The sequence below is a fragment of the Myxococcus sp. MxC21-1 genome (genome assembly GCF_032612255.1).
Classification (GTDB): Bacteria; Myxococcota; Myxococcia; order Myxococcales; family Myxococcaceae; genus Myxococcus; species Myxococcus virescens.
Window position 1 is genome coordinate 4305737 of sequence record NZ_CP123278.1, and the last position, 17407, is coordinate 4323143.

Annotated in this window: 16 protein-coding genes and 1 pseudogene; 15 read left to right on the forward strand and 2 right to left on the reverse strand. The window is 68.9% G+C overall.

Going from position 1 to position 17407, the window contains the following annotated elements; translation table 11 throughout:
- Positions 1–26 precede the first annotated feature (26 nt).
- Both QEG98_RS19535 and QEG98_RS19540 read left to right on the forward strand, forming a co-directional pair.
- Positions 27–1466: a pitrilysin family protein gene (locus QEG98_RS19535; protein ID WP_316567689.1), complete on the forward strand. Its 1440-nt coding sequence runs from the start codon at positions 27–29 to the stop codon at positions 1464–1466.
- Positions 1463–2167 (forward strand): RNA pseudouridine synthase, encoded by a 705-nt coding sequence (locus tag QEG98_RS19540; RefSeq protein WP_316567690.1) that lies wholly within the window; start codon positions 1463–1465, stop codon positions 2165–2167. Before QEG98_RS19535 ends, QEG98_RS19540 begins: the two co-directional genes overlap by 4 nt.
- A gap of 14 nt (positions 2168–2181) precedes the next feature.
- On the opposite strand, the gene QEG98_RS19545 is transcribed toward QEG98_RS19540, so the two are convergent.
- Complete coding sequence (locus QEG98_RS19545; RefSeq protein WP_316567691.1) at positions 2182–3708, reverse strand: hypothetical protein; 1527 nt, start codon at positions 3706–3708, stop codon at positions 2182–2184.
- Positions 3638–4324, reverse strand: a complete 687-nt coding sequence (locus QEG98_RS19550; protein ID WP_316567692.1) for a hypothetical protein — start codon at positions 4322–4324, stop codon at positions 3638–3640. Before QEG98_RS19550 ends, QEG98_RS19545 begins: the two co-directional genes overlap by 71 nt.
- Positions 4325–4489: 165 nt before the next feature.
- Between QEG98_RS19550 and QEG98_RS19555 the strand changes: the two genes are divergently transcribed.
- From QEG98_RS19555 to QEG98_RS19615, 13 genes and pseudogenes are all read left to right on the forward strand, one after another.
- On the forward strand, positions 4490–5305 hold the full coding sequence (locus tag QEG98_RS19555; protein WP_090492530.1) for an MlaE family ABC transporter permease: 816 nt from the start codon (positions 4490–4492) through the stop codon (positions 5303–5305).
- A gap of 41 nt (positions 5306–5346) precedes the next feature.
- Positions 5347–6084, forward strand: coding sequence for an ABC transporter ATP-binding protein (locus QEG98_RS19560; protein ID WP_316567926.1), 738 nt, complete (start codon positions 5347–5349; stop codon positions 6082–6084).
- 107 nt (positions 6085–6191) lie between these two features.
- A complete protein-coding gene (locus QEG98_RS19565; protein ID WP_090492533.1) occupies positions 6192–7721 on the forward strand; it encodes an MlaD family protein in 1530 nt (509 codons plus the stop codon).
- A gap of 111 nt (positions 7722–7832) precedes the next feature.
- Positions 7833–8759: a PfkB family carbohydrate kinase gene (locus tag QEG98_RS19570; RefSeq protein WP_011553737.1), complete on the forward strand. Its 927-nt coding sequence runs from the start codon at positions 7833–7835 to the stop codon at positions 8757–8759.
- 100 nt (positions 8760–8859) lie between these two features.
- Positions 8860–9213, forward strand: a complete 354-nt coding sequence (locus QEG98_RS19575) for a TIGR02266 family protein (RefSeq protein ID WP_217917601.1) — start codon at positions 8860–8862, stop codon at positions 9211–9213.
- Between the two features lie 27 nt (positions 9214–9240).
- Complete coding sequence (locus QEG98_RS19580; protein WP_090492537.1) at positions 9241–9972, forward strand: metallophosphoesterase family protein; 732 nt, start codon at positions 9241–9243, stop codon at positions 9970–9972.
- A gap of 54 nt (positions 9973–10026) precedes the next feature.
- Positions 10027–10755 carry a hypothetical protein gene (locus QEG98_RS19585; protein ID WP_316567693.1) on the forward strand — a complete coding sequence of 243 codons (729 nt, stop codon included), beginning with the start codon at positions 10027–10029 and terminating at the stop codon, positions 10753–10755.
- Positions 10756–10770: 15 nt separating this feature from the next.
- On the forward strand, positions 10771–11613 hold the full coding sequence (gene asd / locus QEG98_RS19590; protein ID WP_090492541.1) for an archaetidylserine decarboxylase: 843 nt from the start codon (positions 10771–10773) through the stop codon (positions 11611–11613).
- Positions 11610–12887 carry a histidine--tRNA ligase gene (gene hisS / locus QEG98_RS19595; RefSeq protein ID WP_090492543.1) on the forward strand — a complete coding sequence of 426 codons (1278 nt, stop codon included), beginning with the start codon at positions 11610–11612 and terminating at the stop codon, positions 12885–12887. Before asd ends, hisS begins: the two co-directional genes overlap by 4 nt.
- A gap of 214 nt (positions 12888–13101) precedes the next feature.
- Positions 13102–13251 (forward strand): annotated as a pseudogene (locus QEG98_RS19600) (peptidase S24); the annotation flags it as partial.
- Between the two features lie 184 nt (positions 13252–13435).
- Positions 13436–13732 (forward strand): PqqD family protein, encoded by a 297-nt coding sequence (locus tag QEG98_RS19605; RefSeq protein ID WP_011553743.1) that lies wholly within the window; start codon positions 13436–13438, stop codon positions 13730–13732.
- Positions 13732–14259 carry a hypothetical protein gene (locus tag QEG98_RS19610; RefSeq protein WP_316567694.1) on the forward strand — a complete coding sequence of 176 codons (528 nt, stop codon included), beginning with the start codon at positions 13732–13734 and terminating at the stop codon, positions 14257–14259. Before QEG98_RS19605 ends, QEG98_RS19610 begins: the two co-directional genes overlap by 1 nt.
- A 14-nt stretch (positions 14260–14273) precedes the next feature.
- On the forward strand, positions 14274–17372 hold the full coding sequence (locus QEG98_RS19615; protein ID WP_316567695.1) for a PQQ-binding-like beta-propeller repeat protein: 3099 nt from the start codon (positions 14274–14276) through the stop codon (positions 17370–17372).
- The last annotated feature ends 35 nt before the right edge of the window (positions 17373–17407 follow it).

The window sequence follows — 17407 nt, forward strand, 5'->3', positions numbered from 1 at the left end:
CGGTCCGTACAAGGAAACCTCCCGATATGGCTTCTCGCAAGAGCCCCTCCCGAAAGTCCCCCGCACGTCCGGCGAAGCGCGCCGGCGGCAAGGCCCCCGTCGCTCGCAAGGCTTCGCCGAAGCGCGGCGCGCCCCGCGCCACGACGAGCGCCCTCACGCTTCCCACGCTGCACGAAAGCACCACGTCCAGTGGCCTGAAGGTCATCGCCGCCGAGCGCGGCCCCCTGCCGATGGTGTCCGTGCGGCTGGTGATTCGCGCGGGCAGCGCCACCGACCCGGATGGCAAGCACGGCCTGGCGGACTTCACCGCCCGGCTGCTGCGCCGGGGCACCCGCCGGCTGAACGCGCAGGCCATCGACGAAGCGGTGGAGTTCGTCGGTGCCAGCCTGGGCGTGGGTGTGAGTGAAGACACGCTGTCGGTGGCCCTCACCACGCCGTCCGAGCACTTCGTGCAGATGCTCGACATCCTGGGCCAGTTGGTGCGCGAGCCCACGTTCCCGCAGTCCGAAGTGGACGATGCGCGCGAGCGCGAGCTGGCGCAGTTCGCCAATGACCTGGACGACCCGTCCATCATCGCCGACCGCGCCATGGTCCGCGCGCTCTGGGGCAACCACCCCTACGGCCACGACGTGGGCGGTTCGTCGAAGACCGTGAAGACCTTCACGCGCGATGACGTGGTGCGCTTCCACCAGGAGCGCATGGGCCCCAAGGTGTCCATGCTCATCGTGGTGGGCGCGGTGGACCCGCAGCGTGTGGCTGCTGCGGCGGAAGACGCCTTCGCTGATTGGACGGGCGGGCCGGATGCGCCCGTGGCCATTCCCGCGCCGGAGCGCATTGCCCTGGGGGGGCGGGTCATCATCGTGGACAAGCCGGACCAGACGCAGTCGCAGGTGCGGCTGGGCGGCCCCGGCATGCGCATGGGCCACGAGGACTATTTCCCGGCCACGGCGATGAACATCGCCCTGGGCGGTGGATTCACCTCGCGCCTGATGAACGAGATTCGCGTCAACCGCGGCCTCACGTACGGCGTCAGCTCGTGGTTCGACTCGATGAACGCGGCCGGCGTCTTCGCGCTGTCCACCTTCACGAAGACGGAGTCCACGCGCGAAATCATCGACGTGGCGCTGGCGGAGATTGGCGGCGTCCGGGAGAAGGGGCTCAAGCCCCGCGAGCTGGCGGATGCCCAGGCCTACCTCGCCGGCCTGTACCCGCTGCGGACGGAGACGAACGAGTCCATTGCTGGAAGCATCGCCGAGGCCCGCCTGCACGGGCTGGGGGATGACTGGGTGGAGCGGTTCCGGGACCGGCTGCGCGCGGTGACGCCGAAGCAAGTCGTGGCCGCCGCCAAGAAGTACTGCTTCGCGCAGGCGCCCGCCGTGGTGGTGCTGGGCAAGGCGGACGTGGTGAAGAAGCAGCTCAAGGGCCTGGGCCCCATCACCGTGGTGCCGGCGTCGGAGTACGAGTGACGGACGTCCGCATCCTCTTCGAGGGCGGCGGCGTGCTCGTGGTGGACAAGCCGCCCGGGATGCTCGTCATTCCCGGGCGCGAAGGCGGCCCCTCGCTGCGGGAGTTGCTGGAGACGCAGCGGCGCCAGAAAATCTTCGTGGTGCACCGGTTGGATCGGGACACCTCGGGGGCCCTCGTGTTCGCACTGGACGCCGCGGTGCACCGGGCCCTGTCGGGTGCCTTCGAGACGGGGAAGGTGCGCAAGCGCTACGTGGCGCTGGTGGAGGGCCGGGTCGAAGCGCCGCACATGGTGGATGCGCCCCTGGTGGCGGGCAGGAAGGGGCGCATGCGCGTGGCTCGGCCTGGGGATACGGAAGCCAAGGCCTCGCGCACCCGCGTGCGGCCCGTGGAGACCTTCGAGCGTGCGTCCCTGGTGGAGGCCGAACCGCTCACGGGGCGGACGCACCAGATTCGCGTGCACCTGCTGTCCCTGGGGCACCCGCTGCTGGTGGACCATCAGTACGGCCGCGAGGCGCCGCTGACGGAGAAGGACCTGGGCGGGGAAGGGGACTCGGTGGTGCTGTCACGCACGCCGCTGCATGCCGCGCGTGTGGAGTGGCCTGCCCTGGCAGGGGTCGAGGCACGCGCCGTGGAAGCGCCCGTGCATGAGGACATGGCCCGTGCCCGCGAGTTGCTGCGGGCGTCCGTCACTTCACTTTGAAGCGCAGGGCCGGTTCACGGTTCGAACCTCATGCCCAGGTACATCGCGAGCCCGCCGAGCTGACTGTCCAGCCAGGGCGTGTGCACCGGCGCCCAGGCGCCTCGCGCCTCCGCCAACGCGCTCCAGCGGCCGAAGCGGTGGGCCGCTTGGAGGGAGACGAAGCCCATGCCGGAGACCCTGCTCTCTTTCACTTCGCCCTGGAATTCGCTGGAGAGGTAGTGGTGGAAGGGGACGGGACCGGCGCCTGCCCGCCCGTGGAGGGAGAACGCGCCACGGCGGAGGAGCTCCGCGCGAACGGAGAGCAGCAGGGGCAAGGCCAGCACCTGCGAGCGGACCGCTCCGAGCGTCTCGACCGGGCCACCGTACATGGCGGTGCGGGCTCCGACTTCCAGCTCCGCCGCGATGCGGTGCCTCCACCAAGGCGTGAGGACCGAGACGCCCACTCCGCCCGATGGACCGGTGTTGGCGCTCCTCGCGATGACGCCTCCCGCGAGCAGGAAGAACGAACTCCGCCAGGTGTCGACCGCCTCGGATGCGGGCGTGGTGACGGGCGTGGACCGCACGGTGACGCCGGCCTCGGTGTGTGATGCGTGCGCCTGGTCCCGGTGGCGGACGCGGACCTTCACCCGCCTGGCTCCGGAAGCGGGAACGACGCGAACACGCAGCACGTCCTGGGCATTGGCTCCGACGTCGGCCGAGTGGGGCGCATCTTCCGTTGGACGCTCCTGTGCTGGCGGAGCGGAGCTGCTCCTCGCGGGTGCCGTCCGCGTTGCCGGATCTGACAGAGGCCCCGTCGTCCGCGGGGCCTCGGAGGTCGGGGCCACCACCGCTGATGTCGGCATGTCCTCATGGGGAAGGGCGACCGCCGCGCCTTCCGCCACCACGTCGACGTCACTGGCGCGCAGGGGCGCTTCGCCTGCCATCAGTAGCCAGCCTCCCTCCACCGAGGGCAGGGAAGGCGGCGTGAGTGCCGCGGCCAGCGGCGAGTCCGGCGGCGGGTCCAGTGGAACGGCTGCATCGGTGCGAAGCGTCCCTCGCGTGGCCAGCACTCGCGCCTGCCGGACGCCAGGAGGGACTTCGACAGGCACGCGGGCCTGTCCCCGGGCGTTCGCTCGAACAGGGCCGAAGCGACGATTCGCGACCTCCACCTCGACGTGCGCGCCCGCCGCCGTGGCGACATCGAGATCCATGAGTCCGACCAGCGGCAGCCGCACCACCGTCACCGGGGGCGGCGCGTCCGCGGTAGGCGCGTCCGTCCAGAAGAGGAGGACGGCCACCTGGGGATAACGAACGGAGGGAGGCCGCCACTGGAAGAGGCGGACAGCGCCACGCTCCACGCGGTTCGAGTCGAAGGTGCCCGTGGATGCCGCGGCGTGGAGGGTTCCCGTGCCGGCGGGGACCTGGACCTTCAACGTCACCGGGGCATCGGTGCCGAGCACGATGCGCTCGGGCGACCAGGACACGGTGACGTCAGGTGTGGCCGCCAACCCCGCCACCGGCATGGCGAGGACCATCAGGAGGGGCAGCGCGCGCAGTGTCATCGTCCGTGCCCCTCCTGATGAATGTGCGGCCCCGGTCAATCCTCCGACGCGGGGGCGGCTCGGCGCCGTCAGCGGGCGCCGGCTCGGCGCTGTCACTGACGGGCAGGGGCTTGTCCGCGGGTCCGGTCACCTGCCGGTTGGGCGGGTTGAAGACCGGCTTCTCCACCGGGCCGCCACCACGGCCGTGCACCAGCGTCTTGGTGTCGGTGCGGAAGGTGATGTCCACCTTGTCGCCGCGAACGGCCGACACGTAACCCGTGCCGAAGGTGGGATGCTGGATGACCTGATCCACCTTGTACGTGTCCTTTGGGCTGTAGCGGGGCGCGTTGGCGACATCCTTTCCAGCGAGCTGCTCCTCGAAGGAGATAATGACCTTCTCCGCCTTCGCGGACGCGCTCGAGCTGCTGCTGGAGGACGAGCGCGGGGTGCGGGTGGTGCTGGACGAGGGGCGATCCGTCGCACCAGGCGCCGCGCGATAGGCGTGGTCTCCACCACACGTGTTGCAGCGCACCCGAGCAATCTTCGTTCCCACCATCGCCAGGATGGTGTGCGCGAGGGTGAGCTTGCAGCGGGTACAAAGCGCATCCACCTCGCCGCCGACCTTATGAGTTGCCATGTTCGTTCGTCTGTTTCTCTGCCCGGCAGGGGACGCCGCCGGGCATGGGAGTAAAGGGGCGCGGAACATAACGGCATCGCTTCCAAGGGAGGAAGTGTCTTCGTCGCTTGCCTCCCCGGGCCTTGTGCCGGCCTCCGGGCCGCCATAAAGAGTAGCCCCGAACGCATGACCACGCAGACCCCCAGCAAGCCGGCACGCGAGCCAGGGCCCATCACCCAGGCCGTCACGAGCTTTGGCCAGGGCCTCATCGATATTGTCAGCACCCTGGGCGGAATCATCACCATGGGGCTGGCCGTGTTCCGCTGGAGCGTGCGGCGCCCCTTCCGGCTGGTCAACCTCTTCGCCCAGTTGGACTTCGTGGGCGTGGGGTCCATCTTCATCGTGTCGCTCACCGGCACGTTCACCGGCATGGTCTTCGCGCTACAGACGTCCACCGCCTTTCAGCTCTTCGACGCGGAGAGCCTGGTGGGCCCCACGGTGGCACTGACGCTCACCCGCGAGCTGGCGGCCGTGTTCTCCGCGCTGATGGTGACCATGCGCGCAGGCTCCGCCATGTGCACCGAGCTGGGCACCATGCGCGTCACCGAGCAGGTGGACGCGCTGGAGACCATGGCCGTCAACCCGGTGCAGTACCTGTTGGTTCCCCGGGTGCTGGCCGGCCTCTTCATGGTGCCGGCGCTCACCATGCTCTTCAACACCATGGGCATGGGCGGGGCCTACGTGGTGGCCGTCGGGGGTCTGGGCATCTCCCCCGGAACCTTCCTCTCCCGGACGCAGCAGTGGCTGGCGCCCGAGGACATCTTCCAGGGCCTGCTCAAGGGCGCCGTGTTCGGCCTGTCGGTGTCCCTCATCTGCTGCTTCAAGGGCTTCAACGCCTCGGGCGGCGCCAAGGGCGTGGGTCAGGCCACCACGGAGGCGATGGTGGCCAGCGCCCTGTCCATCTTCATCCTCGACTTCATCCTGGGCGTCCTCTTCTTCTGATGTCGCCCCCGGCTTCCAACGCTCCGGCGTCCGGCACGCCGATGATCCAGGTGGTCGACCTGCACAAGACGTTCGGCGACCACAAGGTGCTCACCGGCATCAACCTCACCGTGCCAGCCGGCAGCACCTGCGTCATCCTGGGCGGCTCCGGCTCCGGCAAGACGGTGCTGATGAAGCACATGATTGGCCTGCTCAAGCCGGACCGCGGCCAGGTCATCATCGACGGGGAGGACATCGTCCCCATGGGCGTCGAGGCGCTCCAGAAGGTGCGCAACAAGTTCGGCATGGTGTTCCAGGCCGCCGCGCTGTTCGACTCGATGACCGTCTTCGAGAACGTGGCCTTCCCGCTGCGGGAGCACACGAAGGATCCGGAGGACGTCATCCGCCAGAAGGTCCGCGCGCGGTTGGACCTGATGGGCTTGAAGAAGGACGTCGAGGACCGGTTCCCCGCGGACCTGTCCGGCGGCATGCGCAAGCGGGTGGGTCTGGCGCGGGCCATCGTCATGGACCCGAAGGTGGTGCTCTACGACGAACCGACCACCGGCCTGGACCCCATCACCACGGACTACGTGGACGAGATGATCCTGGCCGCCCAGAAGGAGCTGGGCGTCACCAGCGTGGTCATCAGCCATGACATCTCCTCCGCCTTCAACGTGGCGGACCAGATTGCCTTCCTCTCCAAGGGCGTCATCGTGGCCAGCGGTTCGCCGGAGCAGCTCCGCGAGGCGGATCACCCCGCGGTGAAGGTGTTCCTGGAGACCTGGTTCGGGAAGAACTGACCGGGGCTCGGAGCGGCAGGAGGGCGGGGAGCCCCCTAGGAAAATGTGGCACTCAGGATGCAAAACGTTAGAGTCGCGCCGGCCGGTCGCTCTCGGAGTCACAACAGGTGAAGAAGCTCGTCACGCCCTTCCGTGTGGGCCTGCTGGTCATCGCGGCGGGGGCTTTTTTCGTCACCTTCGTCCTGTTCGCTCGCAAAGGTGGTTTGAGCGACAGCGAATCCACGAGGGTGTGGGCCTATTTCCGGGATGCGTCCGGCCTCGCCGTGCGTGGGCGCGTGCAGATCGCCGGTATCCCGGTGGGCGAAATCGACGACATCTCGCTCGAGGGGACGCGGGCGAAGGTCTGGTTGAAGATCCGCAACGACGTGGACCTGCGCGAGGACGCCGTCGTCACCAAGCGCTCCGAATCGCTGCTGGGTGACTACCTGCTGGACCTGAACCCCGGCACGGAGGGCGCCCCCAGCCTGGAGTCGGGTGGGCAGATCCGGCGCGTCGTCGACACCCAGGGCATGGAGGCCGTCTTCGAGTCGCTGTCGCAGATCACCGCCGACATCCAGGAGGTGACGGGGGCGCTGCGGGAAGTGCTCGGCGGTGAGCGTGGTGCGGGGTCGCTCCAGCGCATCGTGGAGAACCTGGTGCGGCTGTCGGATTCCGTGGATGCCACGGTCCGGCGCAACGCGGACCGCCTGGACACCATCGTCGGCAACGTCGAGGCCATCTCCGCGGACGTGCGCGGCATCACCCAGGGCAACCAGGCGGAAATCACCCGCATCATCGACAACATCGAGTTCATCACCCGCGACGTGCGCCAGGTGCTCGGCAGCGTGAAGAACATCGTGGGCACGGGTGAAGGCGACGTGAAGGAGACCGTCGCCAGCCTCAAGGAGACGCTCAAGAAGCTGGACGGCACGCTGGGCAACCTGGAGGAGATCACTCGCAAGGTGAAGGACGGGGAGGGCGCCGCCGGCGTGCTGCTGGCCGACGAGGCCGTGGGCCGCGAGCTCCGCGAGACGGTGCAGGACGTGTCGCGCTTCACGTCCCGCCTGACCGACCTCCAGGCGGAGATTGGCATCCAGAGCACCTACCTGGCCGCGCAAGGGAATTCGAAGAACGTCTTCTCCGTGCGCCTCATCCCCAAGCCGGACAAGTACTACCTGCTGGAGCTGGTGGACGACCCCCGCGGCAGCGTGACGACGGAGGTGTTGCAGACGAACCCGCCGTCCGAGGGCGACCCCGTCGTTCAGACGCGGAAGGTGACCAAGGAGAGCCTCAAGGTCAGCGCGCAGTTCGCCAAGCGCTGGTACTTCACCACCCTGCGCGTGGGCCTCATCGAGTCCACCGGCGGCGTGGGCGCCGACCTGCACTTCTTCAACGACGCGCTCCGGTTCCAGGTGGACGCCTTCAACTTCGCGGACGACGAGCTGCGCTACCCCCGCCTGCGCGCCAGCCTGCGCGCCCAGCCCCTCGATCACCTCTATTTGATCGCCGGCATGGACGACATGCTCAACGCGCAGCAGCGGGACCTGGCGACGCGGCGCCTGGTGGCGGGCCGCGACTTCTTCGTGGGCGGCGGCCTGTTCTTCACGGACGATGATCTGAAGGCCATCCTCACCTTGACAGGCATTCCGACGCCCTGAACCCACCGCTCGGTGCTTGACGGAAAACGGGAAACGACGTACCCGGCATGGGCACGGGGCCCAGGGGAGCGCCGTGCCTGATTTCACGGCATCTCCCCCCAGGAAGCTCGCATGTCCCTGCTCGTCGTCGGCTCCGTTGCCCTGGACTCAGTGGAAACCCCCTTCGGCCAGAAGGAGGACATCCTCGGGGGCTCGGCCACCTACTTCTCTACGTCGGCCTCGTTCTTCAGCCCCGCGCGTGTCGTGGCGGTGGTGGGCGAGGACTTCCCCGAAGGGCACCTCAACTTCCTTCGCGGGCGGGGAATCGACCTGGAGGGCCTCACCCGGGAGACGGGCCGCACCTTCCGCTGGAAGGGCCGCTACAGCTACGAGCTGAACGAGGCGCAGACGCTGGACACCCAGCTCAACGTCTTCCAGGCCTTCTCCCCGAAGCTGCCGGAGTCCTACCGGGACACGCCCTACGTCTTCCTGGGCAACATCCACCCGGAGCTCCAGGCGCAGGTGCTGGACCAGGTGAAGGCGCCGAAGCTGGTGGCCGCCGACACCATGAACTTCTGGATCAAGGGCAGCCGGGCCGCGCTGCTCAAGACGCTCTCCCGCGTCAACCTCCTGTTCGTCAACGACGCGGAGGCCCGTCAGCTGGCCGGCGAGCACAACGTGGTGAAGGCCGCTCGCGCCATCATGGCCATGGGCCCGCAGCGCGTGGTCATCAAGCGCGGTGAGTACGGCGCGCTCCTCTTCGAGGCCGAGCACATCTTCGCGTGCCCCGCCTTCCCCCTGGCCGAGGTCTTCGACCCCACCGGCGCGGGGGACACCTTCGCCGGCGGCTTCATGGGCGCCCTGGCCACCTCCAGTGGCGTGTTGGATCAGGCGCTGCTGCGCCGCGCCATGGTGATGGGCAGCGTCATGGCCTCCTTCACGGTGGAGAAGTTCAGCCTGGAGCGCCTGCGCGAGGTGACGCGGCCGGAGATCCACGCCCGCTTCGCCGAGTTCCGGAAGCTGACCCACTTCGACGACCTGGGCTCCCTGGAGCGATGAGGGCGTGGGCCGGGGTGGGGCGCCCCACCACCCTTGAGCTTGACTGTGGAATCAGGCCGTCCCTAGGCTGCGGATTCGGGTGACGGAAGAAGGTTCCGGGTTGAGCGAAAACCGAAAGTCCACGCGGATTCCCACCCAGCTTCGGTGCTGGTGCGAGGGTGACAACGTCACGCTCTACGCGCGAATCTCGAATTTGAGCGAAGGAGGACTGTTCCTCCGCACGAGCACGCCCCTGGCACGAGGGGCGCGTACGGTGGTGAAGCTGTCTCCCGCGGGCCACCAGGACATCCAGGCCCAGGCCACGGTGGTGTGGCTTCGGGAGGCGGAGGAGCGAGCGCTTCCGGCGGGCATGGGGTTGCGTTTCGAGTCCCTGGACAGCGATACCCTGGGACGGCTTCGCCAGATGATTTCGCAGCAGCAGCAGAACCAGGTGAAGGCCGGCTGGGCGGGTTGAGCCCACGCCACCGGACCGAGGCCCCGCATGCGTATTGCCGTCATCTCCGACATCCACTCCAACATCGAGGCGCTCACCGAGGTGCTCCGCGTCGCCGAGCACCAGAAGGTGGACCGGTTCGTCTCGCTGGGGGACATCGTCGGTTACGGGGCGTCGCCCAACCCGTGTTGTGAGCTGGTGCGCTCGGTGGCGGAGGTGACGCTCCTGGGCAACCACGACGCGGCGGTGGCGGGGCGGATGGACTACTCGTACTACTACGACGCCGCCCGGCACGCGCTGGACTGGTCCGCCAACGTCCTCACGGACGAGAACATGGCCTGGCTGCGCAGCCTCCCGTACACGTACCGGATTGGCGACGTGGGCTTCTGCCATGGTTCGCCCATCGACCCGAAGGCATACGAGTACATCTTCGCGCTGGAGCAGGCCCGGGAGCTGACGCCCTATGTGGCGGAACTGCCGGAGGTGACGTTCATCGGCCACAGCCACCTGTGCCGCGCCTTCGCCATTGGCAATGGCGAGGTGAACGACGTGGTGGCCCAGAAGTTCGGCATCCGCCGGGGCTACAAGTACATCATCTCCGTGGGCAGCGTGGGCCAGCCGCGCGACTATGACAACCGGGCGTGCTTCGTCATCTGCGACACGGATGCGCGCACGGTGGAATACGTCCGCGTCGAGTACGACATCGAGACGTCGGCGCAGAAGATCTTCGATGCGGACCTGGCGCTGAACTTCGGCAAGCGCCTGTTCCTGGGCGTCTGAGGCGCGCTTCCGGGGCACAAAAGGGGGACAGGCGCGGGGAAATGACATAAACCCGTGTCCGTGCGCACCCTGGTCCTCCGAGCGTCCCTCAGGCCCCTCGTGGGCGTCGTCTCCGCAGTGCTGCTCACGCTGGCGCCTACCGCCTGCCGCCGCGAGCCTCCCGCCCCTTCCGCCGAGTACGAAGAGGCCGCCCGCCGCTTCCGCGAGCTGTATGCGCAGAAGCTGGATGACGCCTTCCTGGATCCGCAGGTGGGGGAAATCGAGGCGCAGCTCCAGCGCGTCCCCGCGGACAGCCTGGACGCCGAGGGCGCCCGCGAGTTGCTCCAGCGCATCAAGGACGGACGGCAGCGGATGGCGGCGGCCGCCAACGAGCGGGACGAGGCCGTGGCCAGCGCGCGGGAACTGCCGCCGGGCTCCTACACCGCGCCGTCCACCGAGGAGCAGGCGCCTCCCGCGGCTCCGGTGGAAGCGCCGGATGCCGGGTCTCCGGACGCCGGTGCCGGCGGTGGCCCCCAGGCTGGCACGGCCGCGTCCGAGCTGGTGGCGGGCTTCCGGGGGTGCTTCCAGCGGGGCACCCCCATTGATGTGCAGGGACGGGGCATGCGGGAGACCTGGCAGCTCGCCGACCGCACCGCCTGCCGCCTGGAATACCCCCAGCATCAGGATTCATTCCTCCTGATTGAAGAGGGGAAGGTCCTCACGCTGTTACCCAAGAGTGCCGTGCAGACCGTCCCCGTCACTCCCGACGGCGGTCCGGCACCCGCGACCGACGCCGGTCGCTAGAACCGATTCGCCGATATGAACGACCAGACTTTCATGAAGTTGATGCAGGTGTTGCCCAAGTCCGCGCTCTCCACCGTGGTGGGGATGGCCACGCGACTGCCCGTGCCCGCACCGGTGCATCAGGCCGCCATGCGCGCCTTCGCCAAGGCCTACAACGTGGACATGGAGGAGGCCGAGCACTCCTTCGAGCACTACCCGACCTTCGCCCAGTTCTTCACCCGGGGCCTGAAGCCCGGCCTGCGCCCGGTGGACGCGGGGGAGAAGGTGGTGGTGTCCCCGGTGGATGGCCGCGTGTCCCAGGTGGGCTATTCGGACTACGGGCGCTGCCTGCAGGCCAAGGGCATCGAGTACACGGTGGACGAGCTGCTGGGGGATTCCGAGGCCGCCAAGCCCTTCCACGGCGGTGCCTGGACGACCATCTACCTGTCGCCGCGCGACTACCACCGCATCCACGCGCCGCTGGGCGGCACCATCACCGGGTACGCGTACATCCCCGGTGAGTTCTGGCCGGTGAACCCCGCGTCGGTGAAGAACAAGCAGTCCCTGTTCTGCGTCAACGAGCGGCTGGTGACGTACCTGGACACCGTGGCGGGCAAGTGCGCGGTGGTGAAGGTGGGCGCCACCTGTGTGTCGCGCATCAAGGCGGCCTACGACGAGGTGACGACGCACACCGGGCAGCCCGGCAAGGTGCATCGCTACGGCGCGGCCATGCCGGTGGAGAAGGGTGGGGAGCTGGGCCGCTTCGAGATGGGCTCCACCGTCATCCTCCTGTTCGAGCCCAAGCGCGTCACCTGGGACGACAGCCTCCAGGAGGAAGCGGTGGTTCGGCTGGGCAAGCGAATCGGAGTCATCACGTGAGTCAGAAGGTCGCGGGCGTCAAGGGCATGAACGATCTCCTCCCTGGGGAGATCGAAATCTGGCAGCACGTGGAGGCGCAGGCCCGCGAGCTGTTCGGCCGCTTCGGCTACGGTGAGATCCGCACGCCCATGGTGGAGGACACCGCGCTGTTCGTGCGCAGCGTGGGCGAGGAGACCGACATCGTCGGGAAGGAGATGTACACCTTCAACGACAAGGCGGACCGCAGCCTGTCCCTGCGCCCGGAAGGCACCGCGCCCGCGGCGCGCGCGTACATCGAGCACTCCATCGCAAATCAGGAGCCGCTCACGCGCTGGTTCTACGCGGGGCCCATGTTCCGCTACGAGCGGATGAAGACGGGCCGCTACCGCCAGTTCTATCAAATCGGCGCGGAGGCCTACGGCGCGAAGGAAGGCGCCCAGGACGTCGAGATGATGGACATGGTGGTGCAGTTCCTGGAGCGGCTGGGGCTCAAGGACATCACCCTGAACATCAACTCGCTGGGGGACGAGGCCTGCCGGCCCACGTACCACGGGAAGTTGGTGGAGTACCTCCAGGCCCACCGCGAGGAGCTCTGCGGGGACTGCCAGAAGCGCATGGAGAAGAACCCCCTGCGCGTGCTGGACTGCAAGAATGAGAAGTGCCAGGCCATCGCCGCGGCCGGCCCCAACGTGCTGGAGTCCCTGTGCGAGCCCTGTCGCGCGCACTTCGACGACGTGCAGCGGAAGCTGACGGCGCTGGGCATCCGGCACGTCGTGAATCCGCGCATGGTGCGGGGGTTGGACTACTACACGCGCACCGTCTTCGAGTTCATCGCCTCTCACCCCGCGCTGGGCACCGCCAGCACCGTGGGCGCCGGTGGCCGCTATGACAAGCTGGTGAAGAGCCTGGGCGGGCCGGACGCGCCCGCGGTGGGCTTCGCCTGTGGCCTGGACCGGCTGGTGCTGCTGCTCAAGGAGAGCGGCCAGCAGTTCACTGTGCGGCCGGACGTCTTCGTCGCGGTGGCGGACGCGGGCTCGCACGATGCCGCCCTGGTGCTGGCCAGCCGCCTGCGCCGCGAGGGACTGCGCGTGGAGTTCGATACCCGCGGAGGCAGCCTCAAGAGCCAGATGAAGCGCGCGGACAAGAGCAGCGCGGAATTCACCCTGGTTCTGGGCGAGGCCGAGCGCACCAGCGGTCAGGCGAAGCTGAAGCCCATGGCCGGAGGCGAGCCCATCCCCGTCGCGCTCGACGAGGTCGCCAAGGTGGTGCGGGAGCGTCAGGCTGTTCCGGCATAGCGTTCTGTGGGGCCGAGAGCGGCATTCCTGGCGAATCTTGCCAGGTTTGAGAAACTGAGGTAGGCGCGTAACCCCTGATAAACGTTGGGCTATTGGGCCGGTGGGAACTCGCGGGCGCAGGTCGGGTCGGCTAGACTGACCTGCGATGCCACGCGACACTTCCACTCCCGTTGTGCCTCCGGCCCTGAGCTGGGTCCCCGTCCACGGGGACAGCATGTGGCCATCGCTGCGCTCGGGCGACCATGCCGGCGTGGAGCCGCTGGAGGGGGCTCCGCGACCGGGTGACGTCCTGCTGGCGCGCTTCGACCATGCCCTGGTGCTGCACCGGCTGCGGCGGTGGGAGGCCGGGGCGGTGGCGCTGCGAGGCGACAACTCACCCCAGGACGATGCACCGCTGGATCCGTCACGGGTGCTGGGGCGGGTGCGGCGCGTCCGCCGGGGCGGTGTCGTCCTGGAGGCGGGGTGGGACCGGGGGCCCCGGTGGCTGGGGCGGCTGCGGGTGGCCGTGAAGTGGCGCCGGCTGCGTTGCTGGGCCGGGGAGGTGCGCGATGAGCACGGACTTCGCGGCGGACCATGCGCCGCGCTGGCGCGAGGGCGTCTCCGGCCAGCGCTTCGGTTCGGACTTCATCGTCCTGGATGCCGAGGGCAACACCCTGCGTGGGCTCAACGGAACGGCCATTGAAATCTGGGAGCTGTGCGACGGAACGCGCACGGCGCGGGCCCTGGTGGAGCAGGTGGCTCAGCGTCACGGATGGGACGTGGAGCAGGTGCTGACCGACACGCTCAAGTTCTTCTCGGAGCTGACCCGGCTGGGGCTCATCGACGAGCTCGAGGAGGCGCGGTGATGCGGACGCGTTTGGCGCTCGTGGCGGCGGCGGTGATGCTGGCCTCGTGCACGGAAGGCGTGGCGCCCTATGCCCCGGTTCATGCGCCCCCGGCGCAGGGGCCGGTGGCGCCCACGGACGTGTTGCCCCCGCGCGAGGGTTCGGAGGCCCGGCCGCCGCCCGCGCCGGTGGACGAGCCGGAAGTGCCTCCGCCGCCCGTGGTTCCGCAGGGCTCGGCCATCGTGGTTGACCTGGGAGAGGGCCGCCGCGGCTTGCTGTCCGTGGCGCAGGTGGACGTGGACCTGACGGTGAGCGGCGTGCGTGGCCGGCACACGGTGTCAGTGGAGTTCGTGCCGCCTTCCGGGCTGCCGTATGAGCGGCGGTCGGCGGAAGTGGATTCACGCGTGGACGAGTCGCGCACGGTGCGCTTCTCCCTGCCCGTGGCAGGCACCGCCGTGGCGACGTCCGGCATGAGCGGGACGTGGCAGGCCCGGTTCTTCCTCGATGGGGCGCCGCTGACGGCGGCTTCCTTCACCCTGGATCCGTGAGGGCTCCTTTCATCATGCGTCCATTCTCCGCCTCCCTCGTCGCCGCCGCCGCGCTCCTGGCGCCTTCGCTGGGGTGGGCGCAGTCGATGACCCCGACCGCCGTCTTGACCACGCAGCCGCAGGGTGGGGATACCCGCGCGCGGGTGGTGATGGACGAGGCCTCCGAGCTGACGGTCGATGTCCGCAACAACACCTCCAGTGGATCGCCGCTCTTCCGGCGCATCAACGAGGTGTGGTTCGCGCTGCCCAGCGGCTACATCCCGCTCGCGTCCATCCCGCCCCCGGGATGGACGGTGGACTACATCGCCAATGAGCGGTGGGTCATCTTCTACAATCAGGACTCCTGCAACGGCAGCGGCGACTACGGCCTGGGCCAGAACGAGTCGGCCCGGTTCGTCCTTCGCGTGGTTCCGCCGACGTCGAACAACGACCAGAACAACGAGCGCTTCGTCGCGGGTCAGACGTTCGCCCGGGACACATGCGCCGGGGGCGACTTCACCACGTCGGTGACGACCTCGGCTGCGAGCTGGAGTCGCTCCGGCCTGTACACCACGGTGGACGTGCGTCCTCGGGTGATGGGGGTTGGCGGCGACATCGACGCGCGGATGGTGGTGGAGAACCGGACGGGGACGAACCACAACAACACCACGGTTGAGGGACCCTCCACGGGCGCGGGCGCCGTCACCTTCCAGGTGGTGGACACCGAGCCGACGCCGTTCCGCATGAACATCGCCAGTCGGAACGCGGGCGTCTATTCCGCGCGAGTGCGGACGGGCTCGGCCGGAACGCTGGTGGCGCGGGTGCGGGGCGTCAGCGGGAACGGCAACACCGTGTCGCCCACGATGGACGCGCGGATGGTCAACGTGGGGGCGCTCCCGGTGGCCATGGACGTGGACACCGACGACGCGTTCAACAACGAGACTGTGCGCGTGCGGCTCACGGTGACCAACCCGTCCTCGACGGACACGTTCCTGAACGTGACGCCGCGCGCGCCCGTGTTCCAGGGAACGGCGGCCGCGTCGCTCGTGTCGGGGCCTGGGACCGCGGGCGTTCCCCGGCTGGACCCGGGCGCCTCCGCGCACTTCGTCTGGACGTACCAGCTCACGGGAGCCCCGTTCGCGAACTACCGGTTCCGGGGGCAGGTGGATGCCACGCGCAACGGCGCCTCCGTGACGTCGAACCTGGTGGACTCGAACCAGGGGCGCATCGTGCAGCACCGCGTGCGGACGAACATCAGCGCGGTGGCCGCCAACTCCACGAACCGGTCCGTCATCTACACCATCCAGAACCGGGGCCCCATGCCGCTGCATGAGGTCCGGCTGCTGCGGCCCGCGCTCAACTACTTCACCGTCGGCGGTGTGCTGCAGACGCCCCCCGGGTGGCGCATGGCGTCCAACAGCGCCACCACGGGCATCACCTGGGAGTCGACGAACGCCACGGGCATCCCGGTCAACGGCGAGCGCTCCTTCACGGTGGTGTATTCCAACTTCGGGGCGGGCGCGTCGCTGTCCGGGCCCACCACGTTCCGTCATCGCTTCCACCTCATCGATGACTACGGCGGGCCGCAGATTCGCATCGACACCCCGATGACGCTGGTGCAGGGCACCGTTCCCGACGTCAACCGCCTCACGGGCGTGGCGCGCGATGGCAGCGTGACGCTCACCTGGGACAACCCGGCGGTGCACGGGGGCGTGCTGATTCTTCGCGCGGAGGGCGCGCCGCCGAACCTCTCTCCGACGCAGGGGCTGACCTACGCGGTGGGGGCCAATCTGGGCAACGCCCAGGTGGTGTACGCGGACGACGTGGGCGCCACCACGACGTTCACCGATACGTCCGTCACCAACGGCACCACGTACTACTACCGCGTCTTCAATTCGGATGAGCTGCGGTGGTACTCGCCGGGCAACCAGCCGACGTCGCAGGCCCTGGTGGCCACGCCTCGGGCTCGCGTGGGCGCGGCGCCGCTGTGGTGCTACTCGGTGGGCCTGAATGCCTCGCAGCAGCCCATCACCGAGCTGGGCACGGGCATCTTCAGCGCCTTCAACGACTCCGTCGTCGCCAACCTCACGCAGGTCACCAACCCGTCGGCGGATGGCGCGGAGCGGTGGCGGCCTCGCCCGCTGGCGGGCCTCATTGGCAGCCGCTTCCCGGTGGTGCCGCTGCATGGCCTGTCCGGGCAGTACATCCTCGTGGGTGACCAGGGTGGAGTGGCCAGCGCGCTCAACGCCGCCACCGGCCAGCTGCTGTGGCGCTGGGACAATGGTGGCCAGCCCATTGGCACCATCCAGTCGTTCCCGGTCACGCAGCTCTTCGACTACGCGAATGCCGCATACCGGGCCGCGCACCCCAACCGCGACCTCGTCTTCTTCGCCACGCGGCTGGCGGACGCTTCGCGCAACCGGGTGGTGGCCCTGAATGCCGCCACCGGCGCGCTGGTCTGGAGCTATCAGCCTGGGAATCTGGGCATGGTGGCGGGCGGCATGGTGGTGGACTACACCACCAACCGGCTCTTCGTGGCGACGCGCGCGCACGCGGGCTCGCCGAACACGCTGCGCGTGCTGAACACGCTGACGGGTCAGGTGCTGGCCCAGCTCCCGGTGGGCGACGTGGAGCTGAGCCTGGTTCGCAATGCGTACAGCAACCTGATTCTCGTGACGGACAGCGATGGCTTCGTGCACGGCGTGGACGCCGCCTCGGCGCAGCTCGTGTGGAGTCTGCCAGTCACCACGCGCCCGGCGCCGAACACGCCTGCCTTCACCAGCTTCGTGCGGCCCCAGGGCTCGGGCTTCGTGGCCAGTCTCGCGGCCGGCCGGGTGGCGCTGTACGACGTCTCGGGGCCCGCCCAGTCGCCGCCGGTGCTCCGGTGGAGCACGCCGATCGCGTCTCCCTCTGGCACCTTCTCCTTCAATCGGAATGGCGTCGTGCGCCTCTACGTTGGCAGCTCCGACGGACAGGTCCACCAACTGGAGCTGCTGGATGGCTCCGACTCCGGTCAGGTCTCGATTGGTGGTGCGCAGCGCATCGGAACTCCCACCATCGACCACACGGTGAGCCGCCTCCACGTGGGCTCCGAAGATGGCCGCATCTGCGCGTTCCCCGTCCCTTTCCCTTGAATGAAGAACGTCCCTTCTTCCTCGCTCGCACTCCT